This window comes from Prevotella sp. oral taxon 475 (assembly GCF_018127805.1).
In the GTDB taxonomy this organism is placed as follows: Bacteria; Bacteroidota; Bacteroidia; order Bacteroidales; family Bacteroidaceae; genus Prevotella.
The window spans coordinates 2101635-2121198 of the sequence record NZ_CP072334.1; the positions used below are offsets into that span (position 1 = coordinate 2101635).

At 48.9% G+C, this 19564-nt stretch carries 17 protein-coding genes and 3 tRNA genes; 10 read left to right on the top strand and 10 right to left on the bottom strand.

All coding sequences use genetic code 11. The features are described from left to right. Positions 1-154 precede the first annotated feature (154 nt). Entirely contained in the window at positions 155-1297 is a 1143-nt protein-coding gene (locus J5A66_RS08300; protein ID WP_211790167.1) for an OmpA family protein, read from the top strand. A gap of 591 nt (positions 1298-1888) precedes the next feature. Here the strand turns inward: J5A66_RS08300 and asnS are convergent. The 4 genes from asnS to J5A66_RS08320 form a co-directional block, all read right to left on the bottom strand. Further along, on the bottom strand, positions 1889-3292 hold the full coding sequence (asnS, locus tag J5A66_RS08305) for an asparagine--tRNA ligase (protein WP_211790168.1): 1404 nt from the start codon (positions 3290-3292) through the stop codon (positions 1889-1891). A gap of 250 nt (positions 3293-3542) precedes the next feature. Beyond that, entirely contained in the window at positions 3543-5087 is a 1545-nt protein-coding gene (locus J5A66_RS08310; protein ID WP_211790169.1) for a pseudouridine synthase, read from the bottom strand. Between the two features lie 169 nt (positions 5088-5256). Then, positions 5257-6603, bottom strand: coding sequence for an adenylosuccinate lyase (purB, locus tag J5A66_RS08315; RefSeq protein ID WP_211790170.1), 1347 nt, complete (start codon positions 6601-6603; stop codon positions 5257-5259). Positions 6604-6725: 122 nt separating this feature from the next. Next, a tRNA-Val gene (locus J5A66_RS08320) sits at positions 6726-6800 on the bottom strand. Positions 6801-7323: 523 nt separating this feature from the next. On the opposite strand from J5A66_RS08320, the gene J5A66_RS08325 reads away from it, so the two are divergent. The 5 genes from J5A66_RS08325 to J5A66_RS08345 all read left to right on the top strand — a co-directional run bounded on the left by J5A66_RS08325 (position 7324) and on the right by J5A66_RS08345 (position 11921). Further along, positions 7324-7399 (top strand) — tRNA-Gly (locus J5A66_RS08325). 20 nt (positions 7400-7419) lie between these two features. Then, positions 7420-7505: transfer RNA gene (locus J5A66_RS08330), tRNA-Leu, on the top strand. A 24-nt stretch (positions 7506-7529) separates the two neighbouring features. Continuing rightward, positions 7530-9206 (top strand): lipopolysaccharide assembly protein LapB, encoded by a 1677-nt coding sequence (locus J5A66_RS08335; RefSeq protein WP_211790171.1) that lies wholly within the window; start codon positions 7530-7532, stop codon positions 9204-9206. An 83-nt stretch (positions 9207-9289) separates the two neighbouring features. Continuing rightward, positions 9290-10357, top strand: coding sequence for a DUF4369 domain-containing protein (locus J5A66_RS08340; protein WP_211790172.1), 1068 nt, complete (start codon positions 9290-9292; stop codon positions 10355-10357). A 16-nt stretch (positions 10358-10373) separates the two neighbouring features. Further along, positions 10374-11921: a YifB family Mg chelatase-like AAA ATPase gene (locus J5A66_RS08345; RefSeq protein WP_211790173.1), complete on the top strand. Its 1548-nt coding sequence runs from the start codon at positions 10374-10376 to the stop codon at positions 11919-11921. Between the two features lie 528 nt (positions 11922-12449). Here J5A66_RS08345 and J5A66_RS08350 read toward each other — a convergent pair. The 6 genes from J5A66_RS08350 to J5A66_RS08375 all read right to left on the bottom strand — a co-directional run bounded on the left by J5A66_RS08350 (position 12450) and on the right by J5A66_RS08375 (position 16501). Next, positions 12450-13232: an ABC transporter permease gene (locus J5A66_RS08350; protein ID WP_211790174.1), complete on the bottom strand. Its 783-nt coding sequence runs from the start codon at positions 13230-13232 to the stop codon at positions 12450-12452. Then, positions 13229-13861, bottom strand: a complete 633-nt coding sequence (locus J5A66_RS08355) for an ATP-binding cassette domain-containing protein (RefSeq protein WP_211790175.1) — start codon at positions 13859-13861, stop codon at positions 13229-13231. Before J5A66_RS08355 ends, J5A66_RS08350 begins: the two co-directional genes overlap by 4 nt. Before the next feature lie 122 nt (positions 13862-13983). After that, positions 13984-15192, bottom strand: a complete 1209-nt coding sequence (locus J5A66_RS08360) for an MFS transporter (protein WP_211790176.1) — start codon at positions 15190-15192, stop codon at positions 13984-13986. 30 nt (positions 15193-15222) lie between these two features. Next, a complete protein-coding gene (locus J5A66_RS08365) occupies positions 15223-15639 on the bottom strand; it encodes a putative toxin-antitoxin system toxin component, PIN family (RefSeq protein ID WP_211790177.1) in 417 nt (138 codons plus the stop codon). Then, positions 15639-15866 carry a hypothetical protein gene (locus J5A66_RS08370; RefSeq protein WP_211790178.1) on the bottom strand — a complete coding sequence of 76 codons (228 nt, stop codon included), beginning with the start codon at positions 15864-15866 and terminating at the stop codon, positions 15639-15641. Before J5A66_RS08370 ends, J5A66_RS08365 begins: the two co-directional genes overlap by 1 nt. 185 nt (positions 15867-16051) lie before the next feature. Next, the gene (locus J5A66_RS08375; RefSeq protein WP_211790179.1) at positions 16052-16501 is read right to left on the bottom strand and encodes an HU family DNA-binding protein; all 450 of its coding nucleotides are present in this window, start codon (positions 16499-16501) and stop codon (positions 16052-16054) included. Positions 16502-17057: 556 nt separating this feature from the next. On the opposite strand from J5A66_RS08375, the gene J5A66_RS08380 reads away from it, so the two are divergent. The 4 genes from J5A66_RS08380 (at position 17058) to J5A66_RS08395 (ending at position 19539) form a co-directional block, all read left to right on the top strand. After that, positions 17058-17204 carry a hypothetical protein gene (locus J5A66_RS08380; RefSeq protein ID WP_211790180.1) on the top strand — a complete coding sequence of 49 codons (147 nt, stop codon included), beginning with the start codon at positions 17058-17060 and terminating at the stop codon, positions 17202-17204. A gap of 350 nt (positions 17205-17554) precedes the next feature. Next, entirely contained in the window at positions 17555-17758 is a 204-nt protein-coding gene (locus J5A66_RS10205; RefSeq protein ID WP_249109957.1) for a hypothetical protein, read from the top strand. Positions 17759-17766: 8 nt separating this feature from the next. Next, positions 17767-18600: an IS3 family transposase gene (locus tag J5A66_RS08390; RefSeq protein ID WP_211790182.1), complete on the top strand. Its 834-nt coding sequence runs from the start codon at positions 17767-17769 to the stop codon at positions 18598-18600. Positions 18601-19119: 519 nt separating this feature from the next. Further along, positions 19120-19539: an HU family DNA-binding protein gene (locus tag J5A66_RS08395; protein WP_211790183.1), complete on the top strand. Its 420-nt coding sequence runs from the start codon at positions 19120-19122 to the stop codon at positions 19537-19539. Positions 19540-19564: the final 25 nt, after the last annotated feature.

Here is a 19564-nt window from a genome sequence, read left to right on the forward strand (position 1 = left end):
TTCGTCCTCAACTTTACCTTTCATTTACTCCTCGCACACTCGGCATAAAGTTCGTTAAAATGCCCACAGCTATGGTAGGCAGAGCATTTTTTAGGAAATAATCACTAACTTTGCACCCATTGTTCAGCACTTTTATGCTTATAATAATATAGTTATGAAAAAATTATTGATTGTATTAGCGTTTGCCGGCATCTCGTTCACAGCCGCAGCGCAAGAAAATGAACCCGTACAGAAATACAGTGTCTCGACCAATTCCTTTTGGAGCAACTGGTTTATTCAAGCCGGCGGCGAGTGGCAAGCCTGGTATTCCAATCAGGAGCATGGCAACGGGTTGGCAAGAAGTCCGTTCAAAAAGTTCCGTTCGAACCCTGGCGTAGCTGTTGCAGTGGGCAAGTGGTTCACTCCGGGTCTGGGTCTTCGCACCAAACTGCAAGGCTTCTGGGGCAAAACCGTAGTAGACGAAAAATACAGCGGTGACAACAAGTTCTGGACACTCGATGAACACATCCTCTTCAACGTGAGCAACATGCTCTTGGGTTACAATCCCAAACGTGTTTGGAATGTGATTCCTTTCCTGGGCGGTGGAATCGGCCGTAGTATGACCTACAATTTCTACGCCATGAACCTGAGTGCAGGTATCCTGAACACGTTCCGCGTGAGCGATCGCGTTGCCGTGAACCTGGAATTGGGATGGAACCGCTACGAAGAAGATATGGACGGAGCTTCCTTCAGCAAGACGAACCGCCGCGGTTGGGAAATGAAAGACAACCTGCTCTATGCAGAAGTGGGTCTTACATTGAACCTCGGAAAAACGGGTTGGAACAAAACTCCCGACGTAGATGCTATCAAGGCTCTCTCACAGGCACAGATTGATGCACTCAATGCTCAGCTCAACGATGCCAATGCCGAGAATGCCCGCCTCCGCGACATGCTAGCCAATCAGAAACCGGCTGAAACTAAGACCGTAAAAGAGTTTATCACCACACCGGTGTCCGTCTTCTTCAACCTCAATAAGACCAACATTGCCTCGAAGAAAGATCTCGTAAACGTTCAGGCTCTGGCCAAATATGCTAAGGAGAATGGTTCGAGTATCAATGTTACTGGTTATGCCGACAGCGCAACAGGTAAGTCTGACTACAACCAACGCCTGTCTGAAAAGCGTGCTGAGACTGTAGCCAACGAACTGGTGAACATGGGTGTAAACCGCGATAAGATTACAACTGCCGGCAAGGGTGGCGTGAACGAACTCTCGCCCATCTCTTTCAACCGCCGCGCAACGGTTCAGATTGCAGAGTAACCCTCTCATCATAAAGAAATGCCATTAACTGTTGGAGGTGCTTCCGCAAGGGGGTGCCTCCTTCTTTTGTCATTAAGCCGTCAAGAGAGCAGTCGGTTGGAGGTATCTCCTACAGTCATTTCAAAATAAATTATTGAAGCGTGCCTTTTTGCCCCGTGACGAAAAAATAAATTATTTTAGCGTCAATTGGCACGCAGCGGCCGAAAAATAAATTATTTTTCCATGTCTTTTTACTCCGCGGTGGAAAAATAAATTATTTGAGCACCAATTGAGTCCCAGCGGCAAAAAAATAAATTACTATGACGTTTTTAGTTCTAAAAGACCGTCATAAATTATTTTTCCTGGCCTCATCTCCATTCATCTTTCTATCAGATTCAGCCTTGTCAGAAACATCAAGACTAACCGTCGGGATAGATTCTTTCATGGCATGCAGAGTAAAACAAAAGCGACGACTCTCCTTTTAAATGGAAAATCGTCGCCGATTCAGTTTGCTATCAATTGGAATAATTGCCAATTATCAATTCTCAACCATCAGTGATCAAATAGAATCGATGGTCTATTATCAATTGTCATTCTCAATTGTCGATTATTTTAGAACTCTGCCGACTTCGGTGTTCTGGGGAATGGGATGACATCGCGAATGTTCTGCATACCCGTAACGAAGAGGATGAGCCGCTCGAAGCCCAAACCAAAACCGCCGTGAGGACAAGTGCCATAGCGGCGAGTGTCAAGATACCACCACATATCCTTCATCGGGATCTGTCGTTCCTCGATTTGTGCTACCAGCTTATCGTAGTTTTCCTCACGCACACTACCGCCAATAATTTCGCCAATCTGAGGGAAGAGCACGTCAGTGCCCTGCACCGTCTTCCCGTCGTCATTAAGTTTCATGTAAAAAGCCTTAATGCCCTTAGGATAATCGGTCATGATAACAGGTTTCTTGAAATGTTCTTCTACGAGGAAGCGTTCGTGTTCGCTGGCCAAATCCATCCCCCAACTGATGGGGAACTCAAACTTCCGACCACCCTTCACGGCTTCTTCAAGAATGCGGATTCCGTCGGTATAGGTGAGGCGGACGAAATCTTCGCGCACCACACCTTCGAGACGGTCGAGCAATGTGGGGTCGATCATCTTGTTAAGGAACTCAAGATCATCCCGACATTTCTCCAATGCCCAACGCACGCAATATTTAATGAAATCTTCTTCCAGGTGCATCAAGTCGGCCAGTTCGATAAAAGCCACTTCCGGCTCTATCATCCAGAACTCAGCCAGATGTCGTGGCGTGTTGCTATTCTCTGCGCGGAAAGTCGGACCGAAGGTATATATCTGTCCAAGAGCCGTTGCACCGAGTTCGCCTTCGAGCTGTCCGCTCACCGTCAGACTGGTCATCTTCCCGAAGAAATCGTCCGAATAGATGATTTTTCCGTTCTCATCTTTCTCCAAGTCGTAGAGATTCTTCGTCGTCACCTGAAACATCTCGCCCGCACCCTCTGCATCGCTTGCGGTGATGAGCGGCGTGTGGAAATAGAAGAATCCGTGTTCGTGAAAGTATTGGTGAATGGCTATTGCCATATGATGCCGTATGCGCATGACGGCTCCGAAAGTATTGGTGCGCAGACGCAGATGAGCGTGCTGCCGCATATATTCGAAGCTCTGACCTTTTTTCTGCATCGGATAGTCGGTAGCACAACCGCCGTAGAGCGTGATGTCTCGGCATTGTATCTCGGAGCTCTGTCCCTGCCCCTGACTTTCCACCAACACACCCGTCGCACTGATACAAGCACCGGTAGTGATTTGTTTCAGCAGTTCGGCATCAAAGTGTGTCGGGTCTACCACCAACTGCACATTCTTAATGGTCGAGCCGTCGTTGAGGGCGATAAAATCCACCGCCTTACTGCTGCGATGCGTCCGAACCCATCCTTTTACGTTCACGTCTGCCCCGAAATCGGTGCGGCGCAATACGTCTACCACCTTTGTTCTCTGAAGTTTATCCATTCTAATTTTCATAAAAGGAGTGAGAAACGGTTGTTTTCATCGCACCTCATCGGACAACATCCAATCGGCACAGACCTTTGTCAAGGCGAGAAAACGCACCTCCTGAGGGATAAGCAGAGAAGGAATGAAGACAACTGCTCGTGGATGCCTACTCGCATACTGTTCTGCCAGGACTATCGTTGTGGCACTGCCCACAGCAGACCTTTGTCTTCATTCCTTCAACTCCCTTCCTCTTTCGCTCCTTGTTTAATTATTCAAAAGCACCCATTCTCAGCATATCCACCTCTTTTTCGGTGAGGAAACGCCAGTCGCCGCGACGCAGATTCTTCTTCGTGAGTCCGGCAAACTGCACACGGTCGAGTCGTACCACCCGATAACCCAAGTGTTCGAAGATGCGGCGCACGATGCGGTTCTTCCCGCTATGGATTTCGATACCCACCTGCGCCTTATCCTTTTCGTTGGAATATTCGATGGCATCGGCATGTATTTCGCCATCCTCGAGGGTGATTCCGCTGGCAATCTGCTGGCGGTCGTGTTCGGTGAGCTCTTTATCGAGGAACACATGGTAGACCTTCTTCTTCAAGAACTTGGGATGTGCCAGCTTACTGGCCAAGTCTCCGTCGTTGGTAAGAAGCAGAACGCCCGTGGTATTGCGGTCGAGTCGGCCTACAGGATAGATGCGTTCAGGGCACACACCCTTCACAATGTCCATCACCGTCTTGCGTTGTTGCGGGTCGTCGCTGGTCGTTACATAATCTTTAGGTTTGTTGATGAGTACGTATACCTTCTTTTCCAGCGAGACAGGTTGTTCGTGGAAGACGATTTCATCGCTGCGAAGCACCTTCGTTCCCAGTTCGGTCACGACGTTTCCGTTCACCTTCACCATACCGGCCTGTATGAATTGGTCGGCCTCCCGACGACTGCATATACCAGCATTGGCCAAGAATTTGTTTAAGCGAAGCGGTTCGTTCGGGTCGATATGTTCCTCCTTATATTCTATACGCTTCTTCAAGCTATACTTAGCATTGGGGTTATAGCCCGGCGTGCGCTGCTTTTGGTAGCCACCCGGCTGATAACCACCGCGAGGTTGATAGCCACCGCGGGGCTGATAGCCACCCGGCTGGTATCCCCCATGCGGTTGATAACCGCCGCGAGCGTTATTATTGTTATAGCCACCACGGGCGTTATAGGGCCGGGGTTGATAACCACCATGCGGCTGATAGCCACCTTCACCCTCAGCGCCATTATTGAAGTGTGGCCGATAGCCACCCTCTTGGCGCGGCTGATAGTTGGCTCGCGAAGTGTAGCCGCCCTCTTGTTTGGGTTGATAGCCACCCTCCTGACGCGGCCGATATCCGCCTTCAGGACGCGGTTGATAACCACCGCGAGGCTGATAGCCATTCTCCCCCTCGGCGTTGTTATTGTAGCGCGGACGGTACCCACCCTCCTGACGCGGCTGATAACCGCCGCGGGCGTTATAGCCACGAGGTTGATAGCCTCCATTTTCGTTGTTGTAGTTGTTGTACCGCGGGCGATAAGGCCTTTGTTGCGAAGCACCTGCACTTTGCAAACCCGCTCCGAAGCCCTCGGGACGGAACGCGCCCTCGTCGTCTCCACCATTATGGCGACCGGCCGAGTAAGCCCGCTGTGTGTGGATTCTTGGTCTTTGCGGTTTAGCACCGTCATTTCCATAGGTTCGGGAGTAGCTCCCTGCTGTTGCACTGTAGCCTTCACGGCTCTCCTCCGGCTGTCCTGCGGACGCCTCTTGAGGCTTCTTTTCCAATTCTGATTCCATAATTTACTTCTTTTTTAACCTCACGGTTTCGTGATGATTCTTTATTTTAGAGATGTAGGGATGAAAGATGCAAAGATGAAAGACCGTTTTTTCTTCTTTTCTTATCTCTCTTACGGCATTCCATTGATCAATTTTCCATCCCGATGATTTTATTTTTTCGCTTCAACACTTATATTCCCGTATAATTCCACGGAGTGATCGCCATCAGTTCCGCCTTCACCTCGTCGCTCACTTCCAGGCCCTGGATAAAGGCATGAATCGTTTCTGCCGTCATCTTCTCATGGGTTCGGGTGAGAGCCTTCAAGGCTTCGTAGGGATGCGGATAGGCCTCTCGGCGCAGAATCGTTTGAATAGCCTCGGCCACAACAGCCCAAGTATTCTCCAAATCGGCGGTCAATTTCTCCTCGTTGAGTATCAGTTTACGCAGTCCTTTGAGCGTACTTTGCACGGCTATCAGCGCATGCGCCATCGGCACTCCTATGTTGCGCAGCACCGTAGAATCGGTCAAATCGCGTTGAAGACGGCTCACCGGCAGTTTGCGAGCCAAGAACTGCAACATTGCATTGGCCACTCCGAGGTTACCCTCGCTATTTTCAAAGTCGATAGGATTCACCTTATGGGGCATCGCACTCGACCCCACCTCGCCGGCTTTTATCTTCTGTTTGAAGTAGTCCATCGAGATATACATCCAGAAATCGCGGTCGAGATCGATGAGGATGGTATTGATTCGGCGCATCGCATCAAAGACAGCACCCATGTGATCATAGTTGCTGATTTGTGTGGTGAACTGCTCTCGCACCAGTCCCAGCCGCTCGGCCACAAACCGATTGCCGAATTCTTTCCAGTCTACGCCAGGATAAGCCACACGGTGTGCATTATAATTACCTGTTGCCCCGCCGAATTTAGCCGACATCTTACAGGCTTTCAACTGTGCCAACTGCTCTTCCAAACGATAGACAAACACCTCTATCTCCTTGCCAAGACGCGTTGGCGAGGCCGGTTGTCCATGCGTTTTGGCCAACATCGGCACCTCTTTCCATTCCAGAGCATAAGCCTTCAGTTGTGTCACCAACTCTTCCACCTGCGGAAGATACACCTCCTGCAAGGCCTCTTTCAGCGAAAGCGGCACGCTGGTGTTATTGATATCTTGCGACGTGAGCCCGAAATGAACAAACTCTTGATAAGCCTCCAGTCCGCCAATAGCATCGAATTCTTCTTTAATAAAGTATTCCACGGCCTTCACATCATGATTTGTCACCTTCTCGATGTCTTTCACGCGCTGCGCCTGCGCCTCGTCAAAGTGGCGATAAATATCTCTCATACGTTCAAACAAACCGCAGTCTACCCCGGCAAGTTGCGGCAAGGGCAATTCACAAAGCGCAATAAAATATTCCACTTCCACGCGCACGCGATACCGAATAAGAGCATATTCTGAAAAATATCCCGCCAACGGAGCAGTCTTGTTCCTGTAACGCCCGTCTATGGGCGAGATGGCGGTAAGCAAATCAAGATTCATAGATCGATATATACTGATGAATTGCAAAATTAATGTTTTTTGCCGAGAGGTTACACCTTATTAGATATAAAGATATTTAAAAAACAAATTCCACAGGTTTTTTACCTGTGGAATCTCTTGTGTGGGCGTTGACGGATTCGAACCGCCGACCCTCTGCTTGTAAGGCAGATGCTCTAAACCAGCTGAGCTAAACGCCCGAGGCTTTCGTTTCAAAAGCGATGCAAAGGTATTGACTTATTTTGAAACCTCCAAATAAAAACAAATATTTTTTTCATTTTTCGGAAAAATATTTTTTCAACTTCCCTTTTCAGCATATCCTAGGACCCCGTTCTGCCCGCTTTATATAAAATAGGTATATAGGTTTTACAAATAAGAAATCGCCATCGTAACTATTTGAATATCAGCTTACTATCCTACCCGTTTCCAAAAGCTAAGAAAACAGTCTGCATTCTCTTAGCTTTTGCGCGCCAAAAGCTAAGAAAACAAACATCGAAAGCTAAGAGATCAAAAACACTTTTATCCATCAGGCAAAATCAACACTTCCTAAGAACGATTGATGGGGACAGAAACCGCATCGACATCCATCCGCAATTCGCCACCCAACCCTCCCCCATCAGGCGTTCTTTGCGAATAACTTTCGCCCGAATCACTATTATTAAATTGTGTAAATTCCTTTGGAACTTACGGCATAAAGGCTTACCTTTGCATCACAACCATCGCGCGGAAATAGCTCAGTTGGTAGAGCACAACCTTGCCAAGGTTGGGGTCGCGAGTTCGAGTCTCGTTTTCCGCTCCACATGACCTTTCGTCTGGGATGCCGCAATGGTGGAATTGGTAGACACGAGGGACTTAAAATCCCTTGGCCAGTAATGGCTGTGCGGGTTCGAGTCCCGCTCGCGGCACGCTTTCTAAATACTTTATTAATTATGAAGAGAAATCTAATCCTCACCTTTTCAGTTGTTTCCTCGTTGGCGTTGACCTCGTGCTCAAAGCTGGGTGCTTTGTCTGCCGATAACTTTACCGTAACGCCCACCCCGTTGGAAGAGATGGGTGGTAAGGTGCCGGCTACCATCGACGCAAGGTTCCCGGCCAAGTATATGAAGAAAAAAGCCGTTGTCACGGTGGTGCCCGAACTGCGTTTTGCCGGCGGACAGGTGGCAAGAGGCGAGAGCTCTACCTTCCAGGGAGAGAAGGTGATGGGTAACAACCAGTCTGTAGCCTACAAAGTGGGCGGACGCTACTCGATGAAGACTTCGTTCAACTATGTTCCCGACATGCAGAAGAGCGATCTCTATCTCGCTTTCGACGCACGCTTGGGTAAGAAAAAGGTGAATCTGCCGGCCGTGAAGGTGTCTTTCGGTGTGATTGCCACCTCACAACTCTATAAGCAAGCCCTGCTTAACGACGGTCTTTGCCTGGCTCCCGACACGTTCCAACGCGTAAGAGCTCAACGGCAGGAAGCTAACATCAAGTTCTTAATCAACCAAGCCAACCTCCGCAAGAGCGAATTGAAAAACAATTCGGTGACCGAATTTGTTCGGATGCTGCAGAAAATCAATGCCGACCGCGAGGGATTGAACCTCCGCAACGTAGAGGTGAGTGCCTATGCATCGCCCGAAGGTGGCTTCAATTTTAACGACAAACTGGCCAACAAACGCCAAAACACCGGCGAGGGCTACGTCAGAGATCAACTCAAACAGAACAAGGTGCAGGCGAATGTCGATGCCCACTACACGGCACAAGACTGGGAAGGCTTCCAAAAACTGGTTCAGGCCTCTAACATTCAAGACAAAGATGTGATTCTGCGCGTGCTCTCTATGTACAAAGACCCTGAAGAACGCGAACGCCAGATACGTAACATGAGTGCCGGTTTCCGCGAGTTGGCTACGGGTATCCTACCCGAACTGCGCCGCGCACGCCTCATCATCAACTACGAAACGATTGGTCGTAGCGACGAACAGATTCTGCAACAGTATGCAAGCGATGCTTCTCAGCTGAGCGTCGACGAACTGCTGTATGCCGCAACACTGGTGAACAATGACCGCGAGGCGATGGACATCTATAAGAAAACAGCCGAACTGTATCCTACCGACTATCGTGCACTGAACAATGCCGGCATCTTGGCCTTGCAAATGGACAATGAGAACGAGGCGCGCAGCCTCTTCCAGCGTGCTCTTTCAAAGGCCAACAACGCACCGGAGGCTCAAGCCAACCTCGGTCTTTTGGCTCTGAAAAACGGGAATTTGCAGGAAGCTGAAAACTTGATTGCCAAGGCTTCGGGTGCTAACGACTTCAACAAGGCCGTGGGTGCTCTCAATATCGCGAAGGGAAATTATGCTCTTGCAGAACAGAATCTGAAGGAGTATGACACCAATATGGCTGCTTTGGCTAAACTGTTGAACAAGAATTATGCGGGCGCAACGGCTACGTTGAAAGACGTGAAGAAGGCCGATGGACTCACTGATTACCTCCTGGCCATTGTCAATGCTCGCCAAGGCAACAACAGCGCGGCTGCTACGGCTTTGCAAAACGCCATCCGCAAAAATCCATCGCTGGCTTCTTATGCTGCCAACGATTTGGAATTCTCTAAAGTAAATCGATAAACCGGCACTGTAGGCAGGCTCTCTGGTCTGCAAACAGTCAAAATATTGCCAAGTTTTTGAGTCTCTATCCCATGTTGTTTTCTATGGTTCGATACATATTTTACACCCTGGCTGGAACTCAAAGGCTTGGCAATGTGTTTTCTTATATCTGCCTGAAAGCCGTTGTGGGCTTGCTGCTGTTTCTCTTCGTTCTGACTTCTTGCGGCGTAGACGGCCATCGATTCAAGGTGGAAGGTCGCTTTCTCAATCTCAATCAGGGCGAGTTTTACGTCTACAGCACAGATGGAGCGATAGACGGAATCGACACCATCAAACTCGAAGGCGGGCGTTTCGTCTACGAGATTCCCTGCACCCAACAGGGAACCCTTGTGGTGGTGTTTCCCAATTTCTCCGAGCAGCCGATCTTTACACAACCCGGAAAGAGCGTTGAAATGGAGGGCGATGCTTCGCACCTCAAAGAGATGACCGTGAAGGGTACGAAAGATAATGAATTGATGAACCGATTTCGCGAGTCGATTGTCAATGCCTCGCCTCCCGAAATGATGAAGTATGCCGAGATGTTTGCCAACGATCACGCCGCATCTCCCGTGAGCACATATTTGGTTCGCCGGTATTTCATCGCCACACCCACCCCCGACTACTCGAAAGCACTGCGTCTGGTGCAGACGCTTTTGGCAGCTCAACCGAAGAATGGGACGCTGGTTAAGATGAGGGAAGAATTGCAGGCTCTTGTCAAAATCAAAATGGGAAGCCCGCTACCAACCTTCTCTGGCATAGCGACCAGCGACGAAAAGGTGTCGCAAGCAGCTCTCAATAAAGCTCCCATTGCCGTTGTCAGCGTTTGGTCTACCTACAATCCAGAGAGCACTGAAATGCAACGTATGCTTCAATCGAAGTTCCGCACATCGAAAGGTAAGCTCAAACTACTGAGTATCTGCATGGATGCCAATCGTCGGGAATGCACCGACATGATGAAACACGACAGCATATCCTGGCCCAATATCTGCGATGGCCGAATGTTCGAAGGAACTGTCGCCAAGCAGTTGGGCATCTGTACCGTTCCCTATCACATTGTTCTGAAAAACGGGAAGATTGTGGCAAAGGGGCTCAACACCAAACAATTGCAAGAAAAACTCGAGTCGATGCTCTAAAAACACTCCGTCTGCCATGCTTGTAAAAACCTACTGCGCTGCGGTGAATGGCCTGGACGTAACCACCGTTACCATCGAAGTGAACCTCGTGAAGGGCATGATGTACCATTTCACGGGTCTTGGTGACGAGGCCGTTCGTGAAGGGCGCGACCGCATCTCGTCCGCCATTCAGTATAACAACATGCGCTTTCCACGAGCCGACATCACGGTGAATATGGCACCGGCCGACCTCCGTAAAGAGGGTAGTAGCTTCGATCTCCCGTTGGCCATAGCCATCTTGGCGGCCGATAGTCAGTTGCCCATCGAGCGACTGAACGATTATATGATGGTGGGCGAACTGAGTCTCGATGGTACGTTGCAACCCATCAAAGGTGCATTACCCATCGCTATCCGAGCTCGAGCCGAGAAATTCAAGGGACTTTTAGTGCCAAAGGTCAACGAACGCGAGGCAGCCGTGGTGAACCATCTTGATGTTTACGGCATGGAAAACATCGTCGATGTGGTGAATTTCCTTTCAGACAAGGCTACATTCGAGCCCACCATCATCGACACCCGCAAAGAGTTTTACGAACATCAATACCGCTTCGACCTCGATTTTGCCGACGTCCGCGGACAGGAAAACGTGAAACGCGCTATGGAAGTGGCTGCGGCCGGGTCGCACAATTTGATCATGGTGGGTCCGCCGGGATCGGGTAAGTCAATGATGGCCAAGCGTCTGCCTTCTATTCTGCCACCATTGTCGCTGGGCGAGAGTCTCGAAACCACACAGATACACAGCGTTGCGGGTAAATTGGGCAAAGGGATGTCGCTCATTTCGCAACGCCCGTTCCGCACTCCGCATCATACCATCTCCGAAGTAGCCCTTGTCGGCGGTGGCACAACGCCCCAACCGGGCGAGATTTCCTTAGCTCACAACGGTGTGCTCTTTGCTGACGAGCTGCCCGAGTTCAACAAAACGACACTCGAAGTGCTGCGTCAGCCGCTTGAAGATCGGCATATCACCATCTCGCGAGCCAAATACACGATCGAATATCCCTGCTCGTTCATGTTTGTAGCCTCAATGAATCCCTGTCCCTGCGGTTATTACGGCGATCCCACTCACCATTGTGTGTGCACGCCCGGGCAGATTCAGCGGTACATGAACAAAATTAGCGGTCCGCTGCTCGACCGTATCGACATCCAAATAGAGATCACTCCCGTACCCTTTAAAGACATCTCAAAGACGGCACAGGGCGAACCGAGCGCCGACATCCGAGAGCGCGTCATCCGTGCACGGCAGATTCAGGAAGAACGATACAAAGATATCAAAGGCGTTTACAGCAATGCGCAGATGAGCGAACGGATGATTCACCAGTTTGCCGAACCCGATGCCGCGGGCATTACTATGTTGCGCACGGCGATGGAACGCTTAAGTCTCTCGGCTCGTGCCTACAACCGAATTCTCAAAGTAGCCCGAACCATTGCCGATCTGGCCGCCTCGCCCACCGTTACATCCGACCATCTTGCCGAGGCCATCAGTTATCGAAACCTCGATCGGGGCGACTGGGCCGAACGTTCGCTCTAATTCTCCTGCTCAAAACCAAGCAACAAAAAAGAAGACTGCCGTCTTGCTATAAGCAGACGGCAGTCATCTTTATGTTTCATAAGGCTCTACAACTAAGAGAAGAACTGTGTTCCGTCTCCGTGTTCAGAACCTGATGCGAATTCTTTTCTTCTTTAAACCGGAACGTTGACACGTCCGTAGTTATACATCTTCAGTACGTTCACGCAATATTTATTAAACTTATTGCTCGTAACAATTTTCTTAACCATCTTTCTCATTGTTTCTTTCCTTTCTATTTTTATATGTTATCCTTTGACGGGTGGAGTGCATCTTCACACTCCGAAATCCTTGAAAACGATGCAAAGTTAGTGCGCACTGTTCACCCTCGCAATACTTCGGGGGCAGAAAGGTACATTTTCGGGCTTCTTTTTGACGCACGTCAACCTACTTGATTCACATCAATGGCGTGGCTTGACCTGTATCAATCAAAGGAATTGACTCATATCAATCCTCGCATTAGATTCGTCTCCGCAGTAAAGACAAACCTTGTCAGCCGCGTTGCATCACCTCGCGCAGTCGGCCGTATTCGTCAAACGAAGCGCGATGGGCCAAATAGAGCGTGACAATGAGCGAGAGCATCGGCGCACAGAACGTAATAAAAACGATGAGCATCTGATAGCGTACGGCAACATCAGGCGTAGCTCCACCGAGAATCTGACCGATCATCGTTCCCGGAAAACTCACCAATCCCATCACCGCCATATTGGCCACGCACGGAAGAAAGGCTTTCTCGATAGCCCGACGAATAAAGGGCGTAAGTGCCTCAAGCCGTGTTGCCCCGTTACCCAACAGATAATAGTAGAGCTGATGTTCACGTTGCAGCCCTTGATAGAAAGTGGTGAGCGAGAGAACATTGCCTCCAAGCATATTACCGAGCAAGATACCCATCAACGGAATGAAATAACGCGCATCAAACGGATTGTGCAAACCCAACACACCTACCAATGCATACAATCCCACGACGAGTGCCCCCGTCGCCAGTCCCACAGCCACGGGCATCAGCATCAGGCGAGCCCGTAGTCGAGTTCTACTTACTGCCGTACTGGCTGCAACCATCACCATCACACAGAACCACAGAAAATTTACCCAACCGTTGTTCAGCGAGAAGAGAAACTCCAGATAAACTCCGATGAGCGACATCTGCACCACCATTCGCAACGTAGAAATGAGTGTGGAGCGGATGAGCGAAACGCGGAATATGCGGAAGAAATAAATCGGAACAAGTACCAGTAAGAGTGCCAGCAAAAGTCGGAAAATAGAGATGGTTATCATTGTCGGTCAAGGTTTAAGATTCTGTCGCACTGCCCTGCAAAGGCTCTATCATGACTCACAGCTACTACTGTTGCCCCTCTTCGGGCTACGCCCTGCAAATATCCAGCAACCAGAAGCGATGTCTCCTGGTCGAGTGCCGAAGTGGGCTCGTCTACAAGCAGCAATTGCTTTTCGAGCATCGCCGCCGAGGCCAAAAGGATTCTCTGTCGTTCGCCGCCACTCAACTCTCGCAGTCCTTTGGTATAAAGTGTTTCCGGGATCCGTAGCTTCTCCCATTCGGTCATGAGCGCAGTTTTCGAGAATTTATGTTCGCGATTAGCGCGAAGCTGGTAAGGCAAGCCCACCAGTTCCTCTACCGTGTCGCAAGGCAAACCCGCTTCTTGTGGCACATAGGCCATCATGCTGCGCAGAAACTCGGCCGAGGATACTGTCATTTCCGTTCCGCCCCAACTGATATGCCCCTCGTCCAATGGTTGAAAACCCAATATACAGCGCAGCAATGAAGTTTTTCCACAGCCCGTCTCGCCCATGATGCAAAGCATTTCTGCACTGCCCACCATCTGCGTGAGACGATAGAAAAGTGTCTTTCCGTCTATGGCGAGTGTCGCATTCTTTAGTTCGAGTATCATACGTTTTCTCTTTCCTTATTTTTTCTTGCAAAAATACAAAATATCCGCAACACCCTTTGCAGATGTTGCGGACATTCGTCTTCATCGGTCTTTGTGCCAAAGCGTGTTTCGTGCTTCAGTGGTTAGCGCAATTGATGCCCCTTAAAGGCAAAGAAGGCGATGTAGAGGAAGCAAGGAAGACAAATCCAGTAGGCGTTTTGCGACCCGAAATGGTCTTTGAGGAGACCGAAAAGAACGGTTACGACTGCTCCACCAATCAATCCCATCGTAAGAACTGACGAACCCGACTTCGTAAATTTCCCCAAGTCCTGCATCGACAGCGGCCAGAAGGCAGGCCACATCAACGAACAACCCAAGGCGATAATACCGATGCTGAATACACTCGACGCGCCAGGCAGCAGCACCACCAAAAGCGTTCCGGCCAAGGCGATGAGCGTGCAGACCTGAAGAGCTCGAGTCTGCGACAGGTATCGGGGGATGAGAGCCACACCCGATAGATAGCCTATGCTGATGCACAGGGGCGTAATCCAGGAATAGTTCTCTGCGTTTTCAAGTCCGAGACTCTTGGCATAGTCTATCAGCGTGGCCAAGGCAATCGTCTCGGCACCCACGTAGAAGAAGATGGCCAGGGCTCCCAACACGAGATGCGGAAACTGGAAAACAGAACTCTTGCTGTTGGCGTAGGCCGACACCTCCGCATCTTCGGTGTTCGCAGAGGCCTCGCTCTCGTCTTCGCCTGCCGCTTTTACCTCGGGCAGCGGAGCCATCAACGACAACACCCCTAACCCGATGAACACGGCAATGATAATAAAGAAAGGTCGGTCGAGTTGACTCACCATCAAGTGTTCCCCTGCCACCCAGGTGATAAACAGCGGCGAGATAGGCCATGCCAGTTTGTTGGCAATGCCCATGATGCTGATGCGCTTGGCCGCGCTCTCTATCGGACCGAGAATGGTAATATAGGGGTTGATGGCCGTTTGTAGAAAGGCATTGGCCGTTCCGCAACAAAAAGAGGCAATCAGGAAAAGAAGAAAGCTCTCCTCTCGAGCCGAAATAATAAATACGCCGAACGAGAGGGCAAACATCAAAAAGGCCACTGCCATCGTGCGTTTATAGCCAATGGCTTTCACCAACTGCCCGGCAGGATAACCAAAGATGAGGAAGGGGATAAACGTTGCCCCAATCAGCAGGTAAGCTCCGGCCGATGGCACGTTGAGCGATTCCTTCAAAACAGGCACCAACAGGGAGTTGATCCCCAAGGCAAAACCACAAGAGAAGAACATCAAACCTAAGAAGGCAATAGGTACAAGATAGTTTTTGTTTTCAGACATAATTGTTATTGTTTTTATGGATAATCAATCTTATGATCGTTCATCGAGTTGCTTGATGAAAGCATCGATACCAATGATATCTACCCGCGGGAAGTCCACTTCCTTCAGAGCTTCGAAGTGCTTGTCTTCCGTCACGATAAAGCGTGCATTCGCAGCAATGGCACAGTCTACGAATTTATTGTCATCGGGGTCGGCAGCAATTAGGCCGAACTTGAAACAAGGCGTATAATGGAGCGTATGATCGCAGACATCAATTATCTTCATCACATAGTCCACAATTTCCGACCCCCAAAACCGACCGATAATCTCCGCATACTCCATCAGTATTTCATTAGAAACACATAGTTGATACGTTCCTTTCAGAAAAGATTGCCACACCTGATGGTAAGGGCTCTTTTCTGGCAAACACAGTATCAGGCAGTTCGTGTCAAGAACAATCCGTTCCATTAATTGCCGGTATGAATTCTGAGATGCTCACGTTTGATTTCTTCCAGCCTCTCAAGAGTTATCACTCCTCCATCCCAAAGCGCATTGAGCCTTTCGTTTAGTTTCTTTTGGTAGAATTCCATCAAAACACCCTTTAGCTCGTTGAGACTTTCTTCCGAATCATTCTGAGCGAACAACTTCAGCAGATACAATTGTGTAGGGTTGAGTCCCGCTTGTTTCTTGATCATCTTCTTATTTGCATTTATGGGCAAAGATAGCACATTTCTGCCTACTCGCCAAACCCTAAGAACTCATAGCAACTTTTTTATGTTGTGTCGGCAGCACGAAGCGTTTAGTCGTCAATAAGAAAAAGGAGCCACATCGCGTCCTTTCGGCGTAGATGTGGCTCTCTTTGTTTTGCATCGGCAAGTGGCTATTCCTTCTTCTTTTTCTTGCTGGGCTTTTTCTTCATCAGTTCGGCAGTCTTGGTAAACTGCACCTTGTTCACCAGCACATTGCGGCGTATGTTGTGCGAACTGTCTTTTTCGGTCTCGGCCTGAAACAGCACGCGCACCGCCTTAATGTTTTTGTCCACCGAAAAATCTTTTTCCGTCAAAGCGGGCAATGATCTGATGCCCACTTTAAAGGCTCCCAGCCCCTCGATTTTTACACGGTAGCCCTCCATCAGCAGAGTTCCCAGCACCTCCGAAAACTCGGTGAGCACAGCCAGCACATCGCTGCGTTTCATACTCGAGTTGCGTTCAATCACTTCGGCAATGTCGCGAAGATTTTTCGTACCGATGGGTTTTACATGCGCGTAAAAAGACCCTTTGTTTTTACTGCTCTCACGATTGTCTTGATAGAGCTTAATGATAACACTCATAACTTTAAATTTTTAATGAAACATAAATAAAAGATTAACACAATGATGCTCTGCCGTCGTCTGCCTGTCGGGACTTGCGCCCCTTTAGGTGGAATTGTGCCGGGCATCGTTTTCATTCGTTTTTGTTCTCTGCCTCCCTCTCCGCCAGTCTCGCTTCGTTCTGCAATTTGCGTTTAGGTTTGCATTTCTAACAAGTGCAAAGGTAGCACATCCCAGCAGCCATGTCAAGCTTTGATGGGATAGACTTAGGGATAGTTTTTGTATAGAGCTGATGCAGAGTAGGTTGGAAAGATAAAAGGGAGCATCTCCTACAAACGATGCGCTGCTTGCACCCTCTCCACACAGATACAATTCTCGTTGTAGACACCACACCTCCTTGTCCCGCTCATCCTCTTCCTTTCATCGGGAGATGCCCTCCTGGCACACGGGAGATGATCTCCCGATACGCAAGAGGTGGCCTCCTGCACATCGGGAAGCCACCTCTGTTTTCGTAAATGATAACTACGCACAGTCCTATCGCATAACGATTGATTTGTTGACAACTTATTCAGAACAGATGCCAAACACCCCTCACGCCAACAACCGCGTAGCGGTTGGTCTGTTGGTAGAGCAGGGTTGGCGAGTGAAACGAGCCTACCCTGTTTACGACGTGAAAAGAGAAAGCAAGGCCGTAGGTCTTAGTCTGTTTAAATCCCTTAAGTGAGGCGGGTCGGGGAGATGTTTTGCCCTCTTGAGTTAGAGGGATTTTCGATAAAAACAGACCAACCCCTACAGGGTTGTTATTGGTGAGTACCTCTTAGATAGGGTAGACTCGCTTCGCTCGTCAACCCTACCCTGTAGTGTACTGAATAAGTTGACACCTTTTCAACCAGAAAGGATTAAATTTTTATGTCTCAGTACACTGCATCAGAGAAAATTCTGTTATTACATCAGTATGTAAGAAGTGGTTTAACCTTGCATGAGTTCTCTTCTCGTCATGGTATCCCTTTAAGCACTTTCCATCGTATTTATACCGAATATGGCTCACCCGACGTCTCGTCAGTAGCATATCTTATGAAAAAAGAAGATATCCCCGTTCAGCTCGAAGAACTCCAAGCGCAGCTATTACGCGAGCGCAAGGCTCATGCAAAAGAAATCAAACGTCTTGAGAAAGAATTGGCCGTTGAAAAACTTTATGGTTTGGCCAACAAGACGATGATCGACCTTGCCGAGAAGAAATACAACATCCGTATACGAAAAAACTCCGCTGCCAAGTAATCAAGACCTTGTCGCAGGGAGAAGAAAGACAGGCTCTGGTAAGTCATCCTGTCAGTTTACTCTGCGGTTATCTTGGCATAAGTAGACAAGGGTATTACCGTCATGTGGATCGTTCTTTGGAGTTAGATGTCCTGCGTAGCAGCATCGTGTTCTATGCGCAGGAGCTCCGCACCTCTTTACCCAAGGCCGGCATACGCATCCTTTACGAGCTATGCCGTCGCAAGTATGCAGATAAGTTTACCATCGGTCGCGACCAATGTTATGAGCTTTTCCGCTCCAACGGACTATGCCTTCGCCGTCGCAAACGCCCAAGGACGACCAACTCCAATCACCACTACCACATTTATGAAGACCTTCTCAACACAACGCCCAAGCTACATCCGACTCGTTTCGGCGAGCTCTGCGTTACGGATATCACCTACGTAGCAACCTCTTCAGGCTGGGCTTATCTCTCCTTAGTAACCGATGCTGCTTCACGCCTGATCGTGGGCTGGTGTCTGCATCCAACCCTTGAGAGACAAAGTCCGATGAACGCCCTCTCTATGGGCATCGACTTCTACAGAAAGTATAATGTCGAACTCTCGCAGCTCATACACCATTCTGACCGCGGCGTGCAATACTGCGGCAACGCGTATGTCAACAAACTCAAATCTCTTGGTATACAAATCAGTATGACACAAACCGGAGATCCATTGCACAACGCTCTGCCCGAGAGAATAAACAATACGCTCAAGAACGGCTGGCTCTTTAGTACAGAAGATAAAAGTCTGCAACAGGTCAGGCGCCTTACAAAGAAGGCCATCGACCTATACAACACGTTTAGACCGCATCAGAGTCTATAGATGAGAACGCCAATGGAAGAAGTCGAAAGGTTGACGGCATAACTTCCTTGGCACACATTATTAATGTCAAACAATAAAAGAAGGAGGCAGAAACAACCACAACTAGAAAATAAAAGAGTAATTTTGCAATTAGAAGACAACTGTCAACTAATTATGTAGTTAAGAAAAAACGGCGACAAGCGTAGCTGAACTTAGCGAATAAGCTTGTCAAAGAAGAATTAAATTAAGAACCAAAGTTGTCAACTAATTCTAGGACATTGCAATCTTTTTGCAAAAACGTATATACTTTTTTGATAAAAGGTATATACTTTTTTTACTGAAATGTATATACCTTTTTATGGAAACCTATAAAGGTTTGCACGAAAAGGTTTATGTGCGTCGTAAAAATCTTATACGGGTTTATTTGTACATTCGGATTTTTTCACTATATTTGCATGGTACGACCTGGGTGTAAGTTCTGCGAAGTGTTCAGACAACCACACTTCTGTCGTGCAAAAACCATATAAAACACATAATATCATGGATTATTCTTTGAATAAGCGAAAGGTGAACATCGGTCCGAAGAAGGGCAAGGAAGTGTTCGTGGCAAGCCCGGTTTGCCAGAAACAGCGCATTTCGTTCGACAAACTCTGCGAGCGGATGGCGGAGGACAGTACGGTGGGCGACGCCGACGTGGCTGCCGTGTTCTACAAGTTCCGCAAGGTGCTCAACGAGTATTGCTCGAAAGGCTACATCGTCGATGGTGGTCCGCTCGGGACATTCCGACCCACGTTTTCGTTGAAAGCTGTGGAGAAAGAAGAAGATTTCAAGCCCGCGGAGTGCATCTCGAAGACGCAGATTCTCTTCACGCCTACGGTTGATTTCCGCCAACTGAAGAACGTGGAGTTCTACCGCGTGGCGAAGCGGACGAAAGATGGGAAGATGATCATCGGGGGTTAATACCCGCTGAAGACTTAAAAGCCTC